General features: G+C 60.7%; 14 protein-coding genes, 1 pseudogene and 1 riboswitch. Of the genes and pseudogenes, 14 read left to right on the top strand and 1 reads right to left on the bottom strand.

The genetic code is table 11. The features are described from left to right. Positions 1-85 precede the first annotated feature (85 nt). Positions 86-177: riboswitch (cyclic di-GMP riboswitch) on the top strand. Between the two features lie 574 nt (positions 178-751). The 14 genes and pseudogenes from L861_RS22305 to L861_RS22240 all read left to right on the top strand — a co-directional run bounded on the left by L861_RS22305 (position 752) and on the right by L861_RS22240 (position 18,372). Then, positions 752-2,917, top strand: coding sequence for a LamG-like jellyroll fold domain-containing protein (locus L861_RS22305; RefSeq protein WP_016418935.1), 2,166 nt, complete (start codon positions 752-754; stop codon positions 2,915-2,917). A gap of 150 nt (positions 2,918-3,067) precedes the next feature. After that, positions 3,068-4,339: an MFS transporter gene (locus L861_RS22300; protein ID WP_016418934.1), complete on the top strand. Its 1,272-nt coding sequence runs from the start codon at positions 3,068-3,070 to the stop codon at positions 4,337-4,339. Between the two features lie 149 nt (positions 4,340-4,488). After that, on the top strand, positions 4,489-8,250 hold the full coding sequence (locus L861_RS22295; RefSeq protein ID WP_016418933.1) for a nitrate reductase subunit alpha: 3,762 nt from the start codon (positions 4,489-4,491) through the stop codon (positions 8,248-8,250). Further along, entirely contained in the window at positions 8,247-9,812 is a 1,566-nt protein-coding gene (narH, locus tag L861_RS22290; RefSeq protein WP_016418932.1) for a nitrate reductase subunit beta, read from the top strand. The genes L861_RS22295 and narH overlap by 4 nt, the downstream gene beginning before the upstream one ends. Next, positions 9,805-10,587, top strand: coding sequence for a nitrate reductase molybdenum cofactor assembly chaperone (narJ, locus tag L861_RS22285; protein WP_016418931.1), 783 nt, complete (start codon positions 9,805-9,807; stop codon positions 10,585-10,587). The genes narH and narJ overlap by 8 nt, the downstream gene beginning before the upstream one ends. Then, positions 10,584-11,261 carry a respiratory nitrate reductase subunit gamma gene (narI, locus tag L861_RS22280; protein WP_016418930.1) on the top strand — a complete coding sequence of 226 codons (678 nt, stop codon included), beginning with the start codon at positions 10,584-10,586 and terminating at the stop codon, positions 11,259-11,261. Before narJ ends, narI begins: the two co-directional genes overlap by 4 nt. A gap of 165 nt (positions 11,262-11,426) precedes the next feature. Continuing rightward, positions 11,427-12,239 carry a peptidylprolyl isomerase gene (locus L861_RS22275; protein WP_016418929.1) on the top strand — a complete coding sequence of 271 codons (813 nt, stop codon included), beginning with the start codon at positions 11,427-11,429 and terminating at the stop codon, positions 12,237-12,239. A 9-nt stretch (positions 12,240-12,248) separates the two neighbouring features. After that, a pseudogene (locus L861_RS22270) lies at positions 12,249-12,497 on the top strand (MogA/MoaB family molybdenum cofactor biosynthesis protein); the annotation flags it as partial. Positions 12,498-12,682: 185 nt separating this feature from the next. Next, complete coding sequence (locus tag L861_RS22265) at positions 12,683-13,588, top strand: Abi family protein (protein ID WP_016418927.1); 906 nt, start codon at positions 12,683-12,685, stop codon at positions 13,586-13,588. Between the two features lie 60 nt (positions 13,589-13,648). Beyond that, positions 13,649-14,602 carry a LysR substrate-binding domain-containing protein gene (locus L861_RS22260; RefSeq protein WP_016418926.1) on the top strand — a complete coding sequence of 318 codons (954 nt, stop codon included), beginning with the start codon at positions 13,649-13,651 and terminating at the stop codon, positions 14,600-14,602. 110 nt (positions 14,603-14,712) lie between these two features. Beyond that, complete coding sequence (locus L861_RS22255) at positions 14,713-15,753, top strand: TRAP transporter substrate-binding protein (protein ID WP_016418925.1); 1,041 nt, start codon at positions 14,713-14,715, stop codon at positions 15,751-15,753. Positions 15,754-15,811: 58 nt separating this feature from the next. After that, entirely contained in the window at positions 15,812-16,303 is a 492-nt protein-coding gene (locus L861_RS22250; RefSeq protein ID WP_035569253.1) for a TRAP transporter small permease, read from the top strand. After that, positions 16,300-17,577: a TRAP transporter large permease gene (locus L861_RS22245; RefSeq protein ID WP_016418923.1), complete on the top strand. Its 1,278-nt coding sequence runs from the start codon at positions 16,300-16,302 to the stop codon at positions 17,575-17,577. Before L861_RS22250 ends, L861_RS22245 begins: the two co-directional genes overlap by 4 nt. A gap of 27 nt (positions 17,578-17,604) precedes the next feature. Further along, complete coding sequence (locus L861_RS22240; RefSeq protein WP_016418922.1) at positions 17,605-18,372, top strand: M15 family metallopeptidase; 768 nt, start codon at positions 17,605-17,607, stop codon at positions 18,370-18,372. Positions 18,373-19,094: 722 nt separating this feature from the next. Here L861_RS22240 and L861_RS22235 read toward each other — a convergent pair. Further along, positions 19,095-19,301: a DUF3820 family protein gene (locus L861_RS22235; protein ID WP_016418920.1), complete on the bottom strand. Its 207-nt coding sequence runs from the start codon at positions 19,299-19,301 to the stop codon at positions 19,095-19,097. Positions 19,302-19,324: the final 23 nt, after the last annotated feature.

The following is a 19,324-nucleotide window of genomic DNA, read 5'->3' as shown; positions in this document are numbered from 1 at the left end:
TTGACGCCGTCAACGCTGCAGTAACGCAGAGAAGTGAATTGCTTGACACTCATGTGCTTGCGACGTAGTTTGCGCCTCGCTCTAACACATTGGAAGGCACACCCGTACGAAAGACGGGGTCGCAAAGCCTCCGGTCTACCACTCCGCATGCGGGGCCAGGATAGCGGGGCTGCCGAACTTGAAGGAAGCCAGAGGTCGCTGATCTTTCAGCGAATCGACGCGAGTTCGTCCATGTCGTTTTCCGGCGGCAGCGATCCTTTTTCCGGTGTTTAGGGAAGCGCTGAATAAATCGGCGAGCATGCTCAAGCGCAAGGCGCCCGGAGCGCAGGAACCGGAGCATATGGGGTATATGTAAGGATTCCGAGCACCGCACAACGCAGCGATTGAGTAGCGCAGACATTTATGCAGTGTTTCCTTAGTGTCTTTCATCGAAGGAAAAGGAGTCCGCTATAAGCCGGTAACTCACACAGCTCACTTGTATTTGGCGACAGGCCAAAATTTAATTTTTCTTCGGGGTTTCAAGGCCGATGAATATTCGGTTTTGTATTTGCCTGCGCGAGAGATAAATGAACGGGATGACTGTCTGGGTGGTTACTCCAGATGGATATCCATTCATATCAATAAGAAATTTCCTGGGGGCGAGGTCGTTCCGCTGTGATCGGAGTGACTTTTAGGCGAATTATGGACGATCGATTTGCAAAAGGATGTGCTTGATTTGTTTGAAAACTCACGATCATAAGGAGATCGATGAATGATTTGCCATCCATGGGAATCCACACGACGCAGGGTGCCCACGCCCAGCGTGCGATCCGTGACCTGGTGTTCGCGCATACCAGGGCGTATCGCCGCCCTGTTCGGCTTCCTGCTGATGCTGGCGTTTTCGAGCCATCAAGCCGTGGCCGATGACGCCGGAACCCACGTGACGAGCTTCACGCACCCCAGTCTGCTGCACACCGAGGACGATTTCGCGCGCATACGCGCCAAGATACAGGCCCAGGAATCGCCCTGGATCGAGGGCTGGAACAAGTTGATCCACGATAGTTACTCACGGTTGGATCAAGGCCCCGCGCCACTGTCGGTAGTGAGGCGCGGCGGTGACGGGCAGAACTATGGCCGTCTAGTCAATGAAATGAAGAAAATGTATGCCCTGGCGCTGCGGTGGAAGATCTCCGGCGATCCCGCCTATGGCGACCTGGCGGTGAAGTTCATGAACGCCTGGTCCTCCACGCTGACGGAAGTGACGGGCAACGCCGACCGTTATCTGGCTGCGGGCCTGGCCGGCTACAAGCTTGCCAATATCGGCGAGATCATGCGCACCTATGACGGCTGGGCGCCCGAGGATCTGGCGCGCTTCCAGGACATGCTGGTCAACCTTTTCTACCCGATGAACCACGGTTTCCTGGTGAAGCATAACGATGCCTGCATCAGCAACTACTGGGCCAACTGGGATCTGGCCAACATCGCCGGCATGATGTCCATCGGCGTCTTCGCCGATCGGCCGGACATCTACAACGAGGCGTTGGACTATCTGTACGAAGGCGAAGGCAATGGCGCGCTGAAGAACCTGATCTTTTACCGCCATCCCGGCAACATGGGGCAGTATCAGGAAAGTGGCCGCGATCAGGGCCATACCCGTTTGGGTGTGCTGTTGACCGGTGTTATCGCCAAGACCGCCCTGCGCCACGGGACGGACCTGTTCAGCTACGACAATTATGCCCTGTTGTCCGCCTTCGAGTACGTCGCCAAGTACAACCAGTTCGAAGACGTGCCCTATATCCCCTACGGAGCAAACTGCACCGGTTGGAAGACCTATCAGGGAGTCATCTCGGATATAAACCGTGGTCAGTTGCGTTCCGTGTGGCAGTTGGCCTACAACCAGTACGTCAATCGCCTGGGGATCGATGCGCCGTGGCTTGCCAGGATGTCCGACGACTTGCTCAACCGGAACATCATCGTAGACGATGAGATGGGCTGGGATACGCTGACCGAGACCCTGGATCCCTTCCCCGCGGGCGGCGCGCCACGAGGACTGACCGCCGAGCTGAATACCGATAGCGTGTCCCTGTCATGGTGGGGCGCCACGGGAGCCGACAGCTATACGCTGCAGCGCGCGGACTCGCCGTCCGGTCCCTTCACGACCATCACCACTGTCAACACCGGTGATCTGTTGACCTATACGGATACCGATGTAGTGGCAGGCCAGGATTACTACTACCGAGTAACCGCCACCTCGTCACAGGGGGAAAGCGATCCCTCGAACGTCGTGGAGGCGAAAGCCGGAGTGCGCCTGCGATTGCACCTGAGCTTTGACGAAGTGACCGGAGACCAGGTGCCCAGCACGGTGGGCGACTCGGCCGCTACCCTGGTCAACGGCCCGACACTGGCAAACGGCATCGCTGGCAATGCCGTGGTGCTGGATGGTGTGGACGATTACATCGATCTGCCGGACGATGTCATCAATAGTCTGACCGACTTCTCCGTGGCCACCTGGGTGCGAATCGACGAGAACCGCGACTGGGCCCGCCTCTTCGATTTCGGCAATGGGACGAATCGGTACATTCTCCTGGCTCCCAGAAACAATAGCGGCAGCGCCCGTTTCGCGAGTACCAAAATCAGCTATCACGGGGACAATACCTTCGATGCGCCGGCATTCCCCAGCGGCCGGTGGATTCATGTGGTCTTGACACTGAAAGATCAAACGGCGGTGCTTTATGTCGATGGCAGCGAAGTGGGTCGTAGTATTAGTGGCAACATCCGCTTCTCCCCGGCGAAAATAGGCAACCTGACACAAAACTGGTTGGGTCGTTCCCAATACGACAATGACCCCTACCTCAAGGGCTCGCTGGACGATTTCCGTCTCTACAGCGGGGCGCTTTCCGCCGATGAAGTGGCAGCACTGGCCAACAGCGTGAATTAATCGTCTCACTAGAGATGTGGAGTACGAACCCGGCAGCCGAACAGGTTGCCGGGTTTTTTTACCTCGAAAGGAATACCCCCGATGCCCTTTTGACGCCATTGGCCCCGCAATCGAGAATTTATCGTAACTAATACCCGAGATATTTTCACCATGTTCCCCTCTTCGGAAGCCGCCTTGCCCACCCCGAGCCTTGGCTACCGGCCATTGGTGGTCATCCTGTTGTCGCCGCTGGCTTTTGCACTGGTGTTCGCCTGCTGGACCATTTTCGCTGTGCTTGGCGTCGAACTGCATAGCAACCTGGGCCTCAGTGAACTGGCCTTCGCCGGGTTGCTGGCGAGCCCCATGCTCAGCGGTGCGCTGGTTAGCCTGCCTGCGGCACGGCTGGCCGAACGCATAGGCGGACAGCGGGTGATGATCGCCTGTCTGTGGCTGGTGTGCCCCTTCCTATGGTGGATCGGTCAGGCTCAGCATTACATCGAGTTCCTGCTGGCTGGGGCTGGCCTGGGGCTGGGTGCCGGTACCCTGGTGGCCGGCCTGGTGCGGGTGGCGACCTGGGGGCCGTCACGGCATGCCGGCCTGGCCCTCGGGCTGTATGGTGCCGGGATGCTGGGTGCTGGGCTGAGCTACCTGCTGCTGCCGCTGGTCAGTCAGGCCTATGGTTGGCGCCTGGCCCCTACGCTCTATTTGTTGCTCATCGTGATGGTGGCGTTGCTGCTATGGCTGTTTGCCGATGACTCGGCATCCACAGTGTCACCGCGTGAGCTACCCCCGCGTTACCGAACATGGCTGCCGTCTTGTTGGGCAGCCCGGCGGCTGGCGTTCTATTATAGCTTTTTCTTCGGCGCCTTCGTGGCGTTGGCGCTGTGGCTACCGGGCTATCTCGCCGCGCAATACCACCTGCCGCTGGCGAGTGCCGCGCTTTGGGCGCTGACTTTCACCCTGTCCTGCGGGCTTGGTCAGATCCTCGGAGGGGCGCTGGCCGACTGGCGCAACTTCCGCAGCCTGCGCTGGTGGGTCGGGCTGTGGGTGCTGGCCTGCCTGTTCTGGCTTTCCTACCCTAGCTTCTCGATCAATATCCAGGGAGTACAGGACGACCTGACCTTCAGCTTCCATATGCCGCTGTGGGGGTTCGTCACCCTGGTGGGAAGCATGGGTTTGGCCATGGGGATTGGCAAGGGAAGCCTGATGCGCTTGATCCATCGCGATCACGGCGACGACATGGCCCGGGTAGGAGGGCTGGCGCTGGCCTTGGGTGGCGCATTCGCCGCCATGCTGCCGTTGATGTTCGCGCTCGGTGACACCTGGGGCGGCATTCGTACCGCCGGCTTCATGTTTCTCTATGCAGCGTTAGGCGTGTGCATGTTGGTGATGTTGTGGGAGCAACTTCATGCCCACGATTACATGCCTGAATCAATGACGTAACCCGCATGACACGGGCCTCTATCCCCTTGGTGGTAGAACCCGGGTATATGGAGGTAACCGGGCAGTAATTTACCGATCGATCTCCCAGAATCCTCATCAGGAGCCGCCCCGAGCGGTCGCCCATTTGATGAGGAGCCTGGAGATCGACCATGAGTCACTTCATTGACCGGCTGAATTTCTTCCGCAAGACCCGCGAGCCCTTCGCCAACGATCATGGTGAAGTTCGCGACGAATCCCGCGCCTGGGAAGACGGCTATCGTGCCCGTTGGCAACACGACAAGGTCGTACGTTCTACCCACGGGGTGAACTGCACCGGTTCGTGCAGTTGGAAGATCTACGTCAAGAACGGTCTGGTCACCTGGGAGACCCAGCAGACCGACTACCCGCGCACCCGCCCCGACCTGCCCAACCATGAGCCGCGCGGTTGCCCGCGTGGGGCCAGTTATTCCTGGTACCTGTACAGCGCCAACCGCTTGAAGCATCCGATGATCCGCAAGCCGCTGCTGGCGCTGTGGCGAGAGGCGAAGCGGGAGAAGAGCGACCCGGTCGAGGCCTGGGCGTCGATCGTCGAGGACCCGGCCAAGACCAAGCAGTACAAGCGCGCCCGTGGCATGGGCGGCTTCGTGCGTGCCGACTGGGACGAGCTCAACGAGCTGATTGCCGCTTCCAACGTCTACACCGCCAAGCAGTACGGCCCCGACCGCATCATCGGTTTCTCGCCGATTCCGGCCATGTCGATGGTCAGCTATGCCGCGGGCAGCCGCTATCTGTCGCTGATCGGCGGTGTGTGCATGAGCTTCTACGACTGGTACTGCGACCTGCCGCCGGCCTCGCCGATGACCTGGGGCGAACAGACCGATGTGCCCGAATCCGCCGACTGGTACAACTCCGGCTACATCATCGCCTGGGGCTCCAACGTGCCCCAGACCCGGACCCCTGATGCCCATTTTTTCACCGAGGTGCGCTACAAGGGCACCAAGACCGTCGCCATCACCCCGGACTACGCCGAGGTTTCCAAGCTCGCCGATGAGTGGCTGTCCGCCAAGCAGGGCACCGATGCTGCGCTGGCCATGGCCATGGGCCACGTGATCCTCAAGCAGTTCCATCTCGACAAACCCAGCGCCTATTTCACCGACTACGTACGGCGCTACACCGATATGCCGTTCCTGGTCGAACTCGAGAAGCGCGACGACGGCAGCTTCGTGCCCGGCAAGCAACTGCGTGCCAGCGACTTCACCGCCAACTTCGGTCAGGACAACAATCCCGAGTGGAAGACCGTGGCCTGGGACGAGACCCGCGACCAACTGGTGGTGCCGCGTGGCTCCATCGGCTTCCGCTGGGGGGAAGAGGGCAAGTGGAGCCTCGAACCACGCGACGCCGACGGCGAGGAGATCCAGCCGCTGCTGACCCTGGCCGACAAGCATGACGACGTGGCCAGAGTCGCCTTCCCCTATTTCGGCGGCATCGCCCACGAGCACTTCGATCACGTCGTCGGTAACGAGTTGCTTTACCACAGTCTGCCTGCCAAGCGCTTGACCAAGGCCGATGGCAGTGAGGTGCTGGCGGTCACCGTATTCGACCTGATGTGTGCCAACTACGGCATCGACCGCGGTTTTAGAAGTAAAGAGGGGCAAGAGGACGAGGACGACGGCGCCACGTCCTTCGACCAGGTCAAGCCCTACACGCCGGCCTGGCAGGAGAAGATCACCGGGGTACCCGCCGAGCAGTGCATCCGTATCGCCCGTGAGTTCGCCGACAACGCCAACAAGACCCGAGGCCACAGCATGATCATCGTCGGCGCCGGCATGAACCACTGGTACCACATGGACATGAACTACCGTGGCCTGATCAACATGCTGGTGATGTGCGGCTGCATCGGTCAGAGCGGTGGTGGCTGGGCCCACTACGTGGGCCAGGAGAAACTGCGTCCGCAGACCGGCTGGCTGCCGCTGGCGTTCGGTCTCGACTGGACGCGTCCGCCGCGCCACATGAATTCCACCTCGTTCTTCTATAATCACTCCAGCCAGTGGCGCTACGAGAAGCTCGACGTCAAGGAGATCCTCTCGCCGCTGGCCAATCCGGCCGACTACAGCGGCAGCCTGATCGACTTCAATGTGCGCTCCGAGCGCATGGGCTGGCTGCCGTCCGCGCCGCAGCTCGGTACCAACCCGCTGCGCCTGGCGGAAGCAGCCAAGGCCGCCGGCAAGTCCACCGTCGACTATGTCGTGGACCAACTGACTTGTAATCAGTTGGCTTTCGCTGCGGAAGATCCGGACAATCCGCAGAACTTCCCGCGCAACATGTTCATCTGGCGCTCCAACCTGCTGGGCAGCTCCGGCAAGGGCCACGAGTACATGCTCAAGTACCTGCTGGGCACCCGTCACGGCATCCAGGGCAAGGACCTGGGCGTCGAAGGCCGCAGTAAGCCGGAAGAGGTGGTGTGGCACGACGAGGCCCCCGAGGGCAAGCTCGACCTGCTGGTGACGTTGGACTTCCGCATGTCCACTACCTGCCTCTACTCGGACATCGTGCTGCCCACGGCGACCTGGTACGAGAAGGACGACCTCAACACGTCCGACATGCACCCCTTCATCCACCCGCTGACCGCGGCCACCGATCCGGCGTGGGAGTCGCGCAGCGACTGGGAGATCTACAAGGGCATCGCCAAGGCGTTCTCCCAGGTCTGCGTGGGGCACCTGGGCGAGGAGACCGACCTGGTCACCCTGCCGCACCAGCACGACTCGCCCGCCGAACTGGCCCAGCCCGAGGTCAAGGACTGGAAGAAAGGCGAGTGCGAGCCGATCCCCGGCAAGACCATGCCGGCGCTGATCGAAGTCAAGCGCGACTACCCGGCCACCTACGAGCGCTTCACCTCGCTCGGCCCGGCGCTGGGCAAGCTCGGCAATGGCGGCAAGGGCATCAGCTGGAACACCGACAGCGAGATCGAGCTACTCGGCAAGCTCAACTACGTCAAGCAGGAAGGTCCGGCCAAGGGACGTCCGAAGATCGAGACGGCGATCGACGCCGCCGAGGTGATCCTGTCGCTGGCCCCGGAAACCAACGGCCAAGTGGCGGTCAAGGCGTGGGGCGCGTTGTCGAAGATCACCGGGCGCGACCACACCCACCTGGCCGTCAACAAGGAAGAGGAGAAGATTCGCTTCCGCGACGTGGTCGCCCAGCCGCGCAAGATCATCTCCAGTCCGACCTGGTCCGGTCTCGAGGACGAGCACGTCTCCTACAACGCTGGCTACACCAACGTCCACGAGCTGATTCCGTGGCGCACGGTGAGCGGCCGCCAGCAGTTCTATCAGGACCATGCCTGGATGCGCGCCTTCGGTGAGAGCCTGCTGGTCTATCGTTCGCCGATCGACACCAAGGCGCTGGCCGGGGTGCAGGTGGAATCCAACGGTAACCCGGAGAAGGCGCTGAACTTCATCACCCCGCACCAGAAGTGGGGGATCCACTCCACCTACAGCGACAACCTGCTGATGCTGACACTCAACCGCGGCGGCCCGGTGGTGTGGCTGTCCGAGGACGATGCCTTGGATATCGGCGTCGAAGACAACGACTGGATCGAGGTCTACAACGCCAACGGTTCGATCGCTGCGCGGGCGGTGGTCAGCCAGCGGGTCAAGAACGGCATGGCGATGATGTACCACGCCCAGGAGCGCAACGTGAACGTGCCGGGCTCGGAGATCACCGGTACGCGTGGCGGCATCCACAACTCGGTGACGCGCGTGTGCCCCAAGCCGACCCACATGATCGGCGGCTATGCGCAGCTCTCCTATAGCTTCAACTACTACGGAACGGTCGGCTCCAACCGCGACGAGTTCGTCATGGTGCGCAAGATGAAGCGTATCGACTGGCTGGACGGCGAGGGCAATGACACCGTACAGGAGGCCGTGAAATGAAGATCCGTTCACAGGTAGGCATGGTCCTCAACCTCGACAAGTGCATCGGTTGCCACACTTGCTCGGTGACCTGCAAGAACGTCTGGACCAGTCGCGAGGGCGTGGAATACGCCTGGTTCAACAACGTCGAGACCAAGCCCGGCGTCGGTTTCCCCAAGGAGTGGGAGAACCAGCAGAAGTGGAAGGGCGGTTGGCTGCGTCGCAAGGACGGCAGGATCGAACCGCGCATCGGTGGCAAGTGGCGGGTACTGGCGAACATCTTCGCCAACCCCGACCTGCCCGAGATCGATGACTATTACGAACCATTTGATTTCGACTATCAGCACCTGCACACCGCCAAGCAAAGCGAACATCAGCCGGTGGCGCGCCCGCGTTCGCTGATCTCCGGCCAGCGTATGAACAAGATCGAATGGGGCCCGAACTGGGAGGAGATCCTCGGTACCGAGTTCGCCAAGCGCCGCAAGGATGCCAACTTCGAACAGGTCCAGGCCGATATCTACGGCCAGTTCGAGAACACCTTCATGATGTACCTGCCGCGGCTGTGCGAGCACTGCCTCAACCCGACGTGTGTGGCGTCGTGCCCGAGCGGTGCGATCTACAAGCGCGAGGAAGACGGCATCGTGCTGATCGACCAGGACAAGTGTCGCGGCTGGCGGATGTGCATCTCCGGCTGCCCGTACAAGAAGATCTACTACAACTGGAAGACCGGCAAATCCGAGAAGTGCATCTTCTGCTACCCGCGTATCGAGGCCGGTCAACCAACCGTGTGCTCCGAGACCTGCGTGGGCCGCATCCGCTATCTCGGCGTGCTGCTCTATGACGCCGACCGTATCGAAGAAGTGGCCAGCTCCGCCGACGAGCGCGATCTCTATCACCGCCAGTGCGAAATCTTCCTCGATCCGCACGACCCGCAAGTGATCGCCCAAGCCAGGCAGGACGGCATTCCCGACAGTGTGATCAAGGCCGCCCAGGCGTCGCCGGTCTACAAGCTGGCCATCGACTGGGGGCTGGCACTTCCACTGCACCCCGAATACCGCACTCTGCCGATGGTGTGGTACGTGCCGCCACTGTCGCCGATCCAGTCCGCCGCGGAAGCCGGTCATGTGGAATATGACGGTGTGCTGCCCAAGATCGAATCGCTGCGTATCCCGGTGAGGTATCTGGCCAACCTGCTCACCGCCGGTGAGGAGGAGCCCGTGGTACTGGCCCTCAAGCGCTTGATGGCAATGCGTCTTTACATGCGCGGCAAGCACGTCGAAGGCCAGGCCGACGCCAGCGTGCTGGAAGCCGTGGACCTGACCGAGGCCCAGGTGGAAGAGATGTATCGCTATCTCGCTATCGCCAACTACGAGGATCGCTTCGTGATCCCCGCCAGCCACCGCGAAATGGCCACCGAAGCCTTCCCCGAGCGCGGCGGCTGTGGCTTCAGCTTCGGCAATGGCTGTCATGGCGGCGACAGCGAAGCGAGCCTGTTCGGTGGCCGCAAGCAGACCACCAAGCTGGTGCAGCCGGTCGATGTCTACGATCCCCATGCTGAAGCAGAGGAGGTGCGTCATGGCTGAGGCGGCATTGCAAATCGAACCCGTCGGCATGCGCAGCCTGCGCGTGCTGGCCCGTCTGCTCGACTACCCGACGCCGGAGCTGCAGGAGGCGGCGGGCGACATGATCGAGGTACTGGGGGCAGAGCGCCGCTGGCCTACGGCACTGCGCACCGAGCTGATGGCCTGGTGCCAGCGCATCGCGGAAGCCGACCTGCTCGATCTGCAAGCCACCTATGTGGCCCAGTTCGACAAGGGGCGCGCGACCTCGCTGCTGCTGTTCGAGCACGTGCATGGTGAATCCCGTGATCGCGGCCAGGCGATGGTCGACCTGCTGGCCGAATACGAGGCTGCCGGTTTCGAGCTCGATGCTCGTGAACTGCCCGATTACCTGCCGCTGTTCCTCGAGTACCTGTCCACGCGCTCGGAGGCCGAGATCGGCCGCTGGCTGGGCGAGATTCGCCACATCCTGGCGTTACTCACTGCGCGGCTGGAAGAGCGCGACGCCGAACATGCCCGGGTGCCGTTGGCGCTTCTGGCATTGTTCGGTGCCGAGACCGACGTCGATGGCCATCGTGCCAAGGTACGTGAGGAGGAGCGCGACGATACGCCCCAGGCACTGGATGCGGTATGGGAAGAGGAGGCGGTGCGTTTCTCCGCCGCATCCGATCAGGACTGCGCGCTACAGTCCGCCGAGGGGCGTCGACTCGCCGAGCGCAAGCGGGCGACCCAGGGCGAGGCGGTGCGTATTCTCGAACCCACCGGCTCCGCTCAGAACATTAACGGAGACCTGTCATGAACTACCTCAACACCCTCCTGTTCGGGCTCTACCCCTACCTGGCCGGCAGCGTCTTCCTGATCGGCAGCCTGCTGCGTTTCGATCATGGCCAGTACGGCTGGAAGACTGGCTCCAGCCAGATGCTGTCGTCGAAGCACATGCGCCTGGCCAGCAACCTGTTCCACATCGGCATCATCACCATCTTCTTCGGCCATTTGGTCGGTCTGTTGACCCCGCACTGGGTCTACGCGCCGTTCATGAGTGCCGGCACCAAGCAGGTGATTGCGATCGTCGTTGGTGGCATCGCCGGGGTGATGTGCCTGGTCGGCGGCGCCATGCTGTTCCATCGCCGCCTGACCAACGCTCGCGTGCGGGCCTCGTCCAGCCCCATGGACACGCTGATCATCGGCCTGTTGGTGGTGCAGGTGACGCTGGGCCTCGCGACCATCATTCCGGCGCTCGGCCACCTCGACGGCGGCGTGATGCTCCGGCTCGCTCATTGGGCGCAGTCCATCGTGTTCTTCCAGGGGGGCGCCGCGGCGCATCTGGAAGGCATTGGCTGGATCTACAAGCTGCACATCCTGGTCGGCCTGACCATCGTGCTGGTATTCCCGTTCACTCGCCTGGTTCACGTGTGGAGCGTACCGCTCGGCTATGTGACGCGGCGGTATCAAATTGTCCGCCGCCGGGCTTGAGGTGGGGTAACAAAGGCATCGGGCTTTTCCGGCGACAGGTCTACGAGGGGGCGCTGTGAACCCTTCCATGGGCGCTACTTTTGCCATCCATGGCAAAAGACCCCCTCTGCGACCTGTCCCCGGCGCCCTTACGAGTCAGCACATGCGCGCCAAGGAGCCATCACTATGCAAATGATCGACATCGAGCAGATCCCGGCGGGGATTATCCCTCCACCCATTCGTGTCGGCGGGGCCACTATCAGCGAGGAGGCCATCGCCGGGGAGATGCAATACCACCCGGCGGACAGTGCCGGCACTGCCCAGCTCAAGGCTGCCCGAGCACTCGTGGTACGTGAGCTACTGCGCCAGCGCGCTGCGGAACTCGGCCTGGACGTGACGGGAGAGGATGAAACCGATCTGGCGATCGCCACACTGCTCGACAGGGAACTGAACATTCCCGAGCCCAGCGACGACGATTGCCGCCGCTTCCATGCCGCTGTGCCCACCCGGTTCAGCGAACCTGGCCGGGTACGCGTGCGCCATGTGTTGCTGGCTGCCGCCCCGGACGATGCCGAAGCCCGCGACGCCCGGTATCGGCTAGGTCAGAAACTGATCGAGGCGATCAAGTCCTCTCCCGAGCGCTTTACCGAATTCGCCCAGCGTCACTCGGCGTGCCCCTCGAGAGATGAGGGCGGTGCGCTGGGCTGGCTAGCGCCGGGCCAGACCGTCGCCGAACTCGACCGTGCCCTGCAACACCTGCCTAAAGGCCTGCATGAGCGGCCTTTGGCATCGCGCTTTGGCTGGCACGTGGTCGTGATCGACGAACGTCGCGAGGGTCATGCGGTGCCCTTCGAGCGAGTCGCCGAGCGGGTCCGGCACACGCTGCGCGAACAGGCCACTCGCCGCGCCCTGCGCCACTACTTGCTGGCGCTGGAAGCACGGATGGGGGTCGACGGCATCGCACTCGATGACGAATCCGATAGCAGTTTGATGCAATAGGAGAGCCTGATGGCCCATGTTTCCGCAGACACGCCCTTCGTGCCGCTCGGGATCGCCGTGTTGACCGTCTCCGACACTCGCGGTTTCGCCGAGGATGGCAGCGGCGATCTGCTCGAGGCGCGATTGACCGAGGGCGGGCATGGCTTAGTCGAGCGCCGTATCGTGCCTGATGACGTCTACCAGATTCGTGCCGTGGTCTCGCAGTGGGTGGCACGCGACGATGTCCAGGCGATCCTGGTCAACGGCGGTACCGGGTTTATCGCCAATGGCGATGTGCAGGTGGTGCGCTTCATGAACATGACGGGGGGCTAGGATAACAAACGGTCTAGCATTCCCTGTGTCGTTGACGTTGCCGGGTTGTATCGCTAAAGTATGAACCAACAACACCCCCCACGCTTCCCGTAAGATCAGCGCACCATGGGGGGTTACTTTTTGTGTGGCCCATGAAATACGACAAACCTGCACTGACCTATGTTGAACAGCTTGCCCGCCTCAAGCAGCGTGGTATGCAAGTGGGCGACGAGCCTAGGGCCCTTCATTATCTCGCTCATTTGAATTACTACCGGCTCGCTGCATATTGGCTCCCCTTTGAAGAAGATCATGATAGCCATCGGTTCAGGCAAGGCACGTGTTTCGAGACCATACTCGACCACTACCTATTCGACAGGGAGCTGAGGTTACTGTTACTCGATGCCATTGAGCGAGTCGAAGTCTCGGTGCGCGGTCATTTTGCATATCAAATCGGTAGTCGACACGGCGCCCACTCACTGTTGCAAAGTCATCTCTTCAAGGACAGCGGGAGATGGTGTTACCGCAATGGACTTGCTGGTCTATTGCGTGATGTGCAAAGCAATCGCGAAATCTTCATCAAGCATTTCCGCGACCAGTATGAAGAGCCGTTGCCGCCTATCTGGGCTGTCGTTGAAATCATGAGCTTCGGTCAACTCTCCAAATGGATAGATCATTTGGCGCACCGAGAAGACCGTAATGCCATTTCGCGGGTTTATGGCCTGGATGAGCGGTTGCTGATCTCCTTTCTGCATCACCTCAGTGTCGTGCGTAACCACTGTGCTCACCATGCGCGGTTGTGGAATCGGGAGTTGGCGGTCAAGTTTGTGTTGCCACGTGATCCCAAGGAACTCGGAGAAAGCCTGGTTTCCTTGCCTGGTGAATCCCGTCAGCGGCGACTCTATAACACCTTGACGATGCTGGCTTATCTACTTGATTGCATTAGCAGGCACCATCACTTTCGGCAACGATTGGCAGAGCTCATGGAGCGTTATGCCATAGATGTTGGCTGGATGGGTTTCCCTGAAGATTGGCAGAGCCGGCCGCTTTGGAGCCATTGACGTCGAATCCTGTCCGTTGCTTGGCGATAATGTCGTGTCGATATGGATAAGGAAATCACGATGCTCAACCAACGCGCACTGGCGTATCTGGGCGAGGTGATCAAGCGTGGCTCGCTTCGCAAGGCGGCGGCCTATCTGGATATCGATGCCTCGGCGATCAGCCGGCAATTGAAAGCCCTGGAAGAGGTGCTGGGAGTGGCCGTGCTCGAGCGCCACGGCAGTGGCGTGCGCGCAACGCAGGCAGGTCGGTTGCTGGTCGAGCACTACCACGCCCAGCGTACGGCCGAAGAGGCGGTGCTGTCGCAGCTCATGGCTCTGCAAGGGCTGGAGCGTGGCGAGGTGCGCATCGCAGTGGGCGAGGGCTTCATTGCCGATCTCATCTCCGCTCCTTTGCAGTCGTTCATGGCGGCCTTTCCAGGCATCGAGCTCGAGGTGCTGATGGCCGGCGTCAACGAGGCGATCTCGTTGGTCAAGGATAGCGAGGTGGACCTGGCCTTGCTTTACGCCCCGCCGGTCGATCCACTGCTGCTCCCGCATGTCGAGACCCGTCAGCCGCTGGATCTGATCGTACCGCCCGAGCACCCACTGCTGGCGCTGGAACGGCCGATAACCTTGGCCGACCTCACGGCCTGGCCGCTGGGGCTGATGGACAATTGCTTCGGCATGCGCCAGATGGTCAACCTGGTGGCGCAGCAGGAACGAGTGCACCTCCAGGCCCGGCTGCGCACCAACTCGGTGGCGGTGCTCAAGAACTTCGTGCGTTCTGGAATCGGTGTGACCTTCATGCCCGAACTGACGGTGATGGAGGAGATCCGCCACGGCGATATCCGTGTGCTACCCATGGCACATCAGGCCTTGAACGGCGCCCAGGCGCAGATCGTCAGCCGCGAAGGGCGGGAACTGACCGTGGCGGCCCACGCCTGCGTCGATCATCTGCGCCGGGGGATGCGTTTCTTCAACGCCGACTCGCCACGGCTGCTGGATGCTCAGAGTGTTGCATTAAAAGCAACATAACTGGGATTGCATAGTCAACGGCGCAATGATTAGCCTGCTTGCTGAACAATGTGCTAATGCTCAGCAGTCCTCCGTATAACGGGGACGACAACAATAAGGAGTTTCTACCCATGTCACTGGCTTTCCGTTTCCCACTCAAGACACTGGCGTCGGCCTGTTTGCTGACCACCGCTACCCTGGCAGGCACTGTCCAGGCGGCGACCACTGTCAACCTTAGCTACAACGGCGCCCCCGACCCCGACAAGAATGCCGTGCACGTCTTTGCCACCAACCTCAAGGATCTGGTGGAGGAAAAGACCGATGGCGAGATCGAACTGAAGCTCTATCCCAACAGTCAGTTGGGCGAGGAACAGGAGCGCATGGAGCAGGCCATGAACTCCCCGAGCCTGAACATAGCGTCCTTTGCCGGGATGTCACCATTGGTGCCCGAGGTCTTCGTCAGCGCCATCCCGTTCTTGTTCTCCGATTTCGAGGATGCGCGCACCTTCTTCGATGAGGGTGAATATTGGCAGGAAGTCGAGAATGCCCTGCGTGAGCGTACTGGCATCGAGCTGCTGGCGGTGGTCGAGGAAGGCGGCTTCCTGGCGTTCACCAATGACCAGAAGCCGATCCATTCGCCGGCTGACTTCGAAGGGCTGCGCTTCCGCGCCATGGATCCCAGTCAAGTGGCCCTCTATGAGGCTTTCGGTGCCTCGGGCACACCGATCCCCTGGACCGAAGTCTACATGGCGCTACGCACCGGCGTGGCTGATGGTCAGATGAATCCCCCGATGTACATCATCCTCGGCAGCCTCTATGAGGTGCAGGACTACCTGACCCTGGCCAATATCCAGTATTCCGACCAGTTCCTGGTCGGTAACGGTGCGATGATCGATGGCTGGGACGAGGACGTTCGCACCGCCTTCCTGGAAGCGGTCGATGAGGCCAATGCCATGGCCCGTGAGCACAACGAAGCCAAGGTCGACGAGCGAATCGCCTATCTCGAGGAACAGGGCATGGAAGCCATCAGGCCCTCCGAGGAAGATCTGGCGGCATTCCGCGAAATCGGGCAACCGGCCTATCTCGAGTGGCTCACCGAGGAGCAGGGCATCGAGCAACGCTGGATCGACATGGCGCTGCAGGATGCCGGCATGACGCAATTGGCCGAGTGACATGACGGCAGGGGGCTTTCTCCCCCTGCCGAACCTTCGATATTTCGTGGATACCGATATGAGTTCGCTTCGCTCGCGAGTGCTGGCGGTCAGCCGCCCTGTGTCGCTGTTCGTTGCCAGTGCGCTGCTGCTGATCAATCTGAGCGTGATCCTGTATGGCGTATTCATGCGCTACCTGGCGGGTGGGGCGCCGATCTGGACGGATGAGCTGTCACGTTTCTTGATCATCGGCAGCGTGATGCTGGCGGCGGGCGCGGTATGGGTGGAAGGCGGTCATATGCGGGTCGCCTTGATCGAGCGCTTGTTGCCTGGGCCTTTGGTCCGGCTCCTGAACCTCTATCAATGGTTGCTGACACTGGGCCTGGTCGTCGCCGGGGCGATCTTCAGCTATCGCTATGCCCAGTCGGTGTCGATGTTCACCACATCGGGTTTGGGTATCAGCCGCACTTTGCCGATGCTGTCGCTACCCATTGGCTTTGGCCTACTGGCCTGGCAGGCGCTATGGTACGGACCGGCACCGCTGCCGTCCCAAGCGGAGGAAGCCGTATGACGCTGACCATGCTTGCTGTCTTCCTGGCGCACGTGCTGCTTGGCCTGCCGCTGTTTCTGGCCTTGTTGGTCACGGCGGCAGTCGGTTTCCTGTTCGTTGATCTGGCGATGCTGCCACGCATGATGCCGCAGCAGTTCTTCGGTGGTATCAATGTGTTTTCGCTGATGGCGATCCCGCTGTTCATCCTGGCTGGCAACCTGATGAACGCCAGTGGCCTGACCGAGCGGCTGATGGGGCTGGCGCGGCTATTGGTGGGACACCTGCGTGGTGGCATGGGGCATGTCAACGTGGTGTCGAGCGTATTCTTCGCCGGCGTCAACGGCTCGGCGGTGGCCGATACGTCGGCGCTGGGCTCGCTACTGGTGCCCTCGATGCGCAAGGAGGGCTATTCGACGGCCTTCGCGGCGGGGCTAACGGCCGGCAGCTCGCTGATCGGGCCGATCATTCCACCCAGCATCTTCATGATCCTGTATGCTTCGCTGACCAATACCTCGGTGGGCGATCTGTTCCTGGGTGGGGTGATTCCGGGCCTAATCCTGGGCCTGGCGTTCATGGCCATGAATGCCTGGTACGCCTGGCGCAAGGGAATGGCCGCACGCGGGCAGTGGCCCTCCCTTGGCGAGTTGGGTATGGCGGCGATTGGGGCGCTACCGGCACTGATCGCGCCGTTCATTATCGTCGCCGGCATCGTGATGGGCTTTGTCACCCCGACCGAGTCTGGGGCTCTGACGGCGCTCTATGTCGCCCTGTGCGGTGTGCTGCTCGGCCAGTTGCGGCTAGCCGACTTCTGGGAGGCGGTCGTCGTTACCACGCGGCTGACGTCGGCGATCTTCCTGATCATGGCGGCTGCCGCGACCATCAGTTGGCTGTTATCGTATGCTCAGGTGCCGACCCAGTTCGTGTCGCTGCTTGAACCCTATGTCGAGCAGCCGGTGCTGGTTCTGCTGCTGCTGAGCGCCATCACCTTCGTCACCGGTATGTTCATGGAAGAGGTGTCGGCACTGATGCTGCTGACGCCGATCTTCTCGCCAGTGGCGATGATGGCGGGCATCGACCCAGTGCACTTGGGCATTATCATCACGCTCAATATCACCATTGCGCTGATCACACCGCCGATGGGCGCCTGTGTGTTCGTCGCCGCGGCGGTCAGCCGGCTCGAGATCACCTCGCTGTTTCGCACCATCTGGCCGTTCGTGTTGATGGCGCTGCTGGTGCTGCTACTGCTGATCCTGTTCCCTGGGCTGACGCTGTGGTTGCCTACGGTGCTCGGCTAGGATGTACAACTGTCTTGGAATTCCCGCATGACCTTGTCCGACTCTCACCTTGGCACTTGGGCCAAGACACCGATTCCCCATCTCGCCGAGCCGTGCTGGGAAGACCTGAGCCGCCTGCCGATCGAACCCAGCGATGAGCCGCTGGTGCCAATGAGCCTGGCGCCGGAACCGGTCAAGGTGTTTCCCGCCTATGCCCGGCTCGGTATTCCCGGTGCGGTGCCGGAGTGCTACGTGCGTGAAAGTGTCTATCGGCGTCTGCTGGCGGTAGCCCGAGCGCTGCCGGATGGCATCGGGCTGGTGGTGCTGGATGGCTGGCGCCCCTGGCGGGTTCAGCAGTACCTGTTCGATACCCTGTACGAGACTATTCACACCCACCATCCCGAATTCGACGAGGCAACGCTCCTCGAACGCACCCGTGAGTTCGTCTCGGTGCCCAGCCGTGATCCACTGGCACCGAGCCCGCATCTCACCGGCGGAGCCGTGGACGTAACGCTATGCGACGCTGACGGTCTGATGCTGGATATGGGCTCGCTATTCGATGAAGCGAGTCCCGCCTCGCACAGCGACTACCTCGAGCGACTGAATGACCTCGACGAACGTAAGCGCCGCGCTCGCGACTATCGTCGGCTGCTCTATCACGCCATGTGTGCTCAGGGCTTCACCAACCTACCCAGTGAGTGGTGGCATTACGACTACGGCGACCAGTTGTGGACCCATTATGGCGGCCATGCACGGGCACTGTACGGTCCCACCGAACTGGACACCATCGAGAGTCGTTGGCGGAGGCAGTTATAAGCCAATGCTGCATAGTGCGGGGTGGCACTTCTGCGGCGTTTCGTTGGCCTAGTCCATTGAGTCGACAGAAATACCCTCATCTTTGGAGGGTATTTCGGCAATCATATCAGGACCTGGTTGGGTAATATCTCAACCATTAATTGTTAATAAATAAAAGAATAATGTTTCTTTTATTTTCCCTTGGGTGCATTTAACATGCACAATGTTACGATATTGATCGATTGTCACAGGGAACGGTGGCTAGGAGGAGCTTGAATGCTGGTACCCGCTATCGCTGCCGTCATAGCTGTAAGCGCCATCGTTACCGTAGGTGCGTGTCTTCTGGTTCGGGGCAATAAAGACACGAATCAGGAATAACAAGATTAACAAAACGTAAAGCAGGCCTTTCTCAAGAGGCCTGCTTTTTTTGTGAGCAATACCCTGTTCAAGCTGGTCTCTCTACCCGACTTTGCATTCATGCAAAGTCAGTTCTCAAAGTTTTCCAATGTATCTCCGTGAATGAACAGACTACCCTCATAGCCATGTAGTAACGGCAGAGGCAAGCACGCCTCGTCATGGCAAACGGAACAAGCCGAGTTGAGGAGGGCGCAGCATGTTCTGTACAGGGGATCCTGGCTTGCGAGCGATCGAACGGCGTAACCTGCAGTTGCGTGCCGAGGTGTTTGGCAAGCTGTTATTTGGGCTGGCTCGTAGTGTCAGCTCCACCTTTAGGCTGCTGTTCTCTACCGTAACGGGTCGAGCAGCGAACTCAGCCCGTTGTGGTCGATCTCGTGCATCAGCTGAAGTAACTGGCCGATCTCGCCGCTCGGGAAGCCTTCCCGGGCGAACCAGTTGAGGTAGGGCCCGGGCAGGTCGGCGATCAGCCGGCCTTCGTACTTGCCGAATGGCATCTTGTAGGTGACCAGCTTCTTCAAGTCTTCAGGGGCCATGCGCCTCGCTCTCTATGCCATTT

The organism is Litchfieldella anticariensis FP35 = DSM 16096, assembly GCF_000409775.1.
Taxonomy (GTDB): Bacteria; Pseudomonadota; Gammaproteobacteria; order Pseudomonadales; family Halomonadaceae; genus Litchfieldella; species Litchfieldella anticariensis.
The sequence above is the reverse complement of the archived record's forward strand: the minus strand, read 5'-3'. Positions and strand labels throughout refer to the sequence as shown.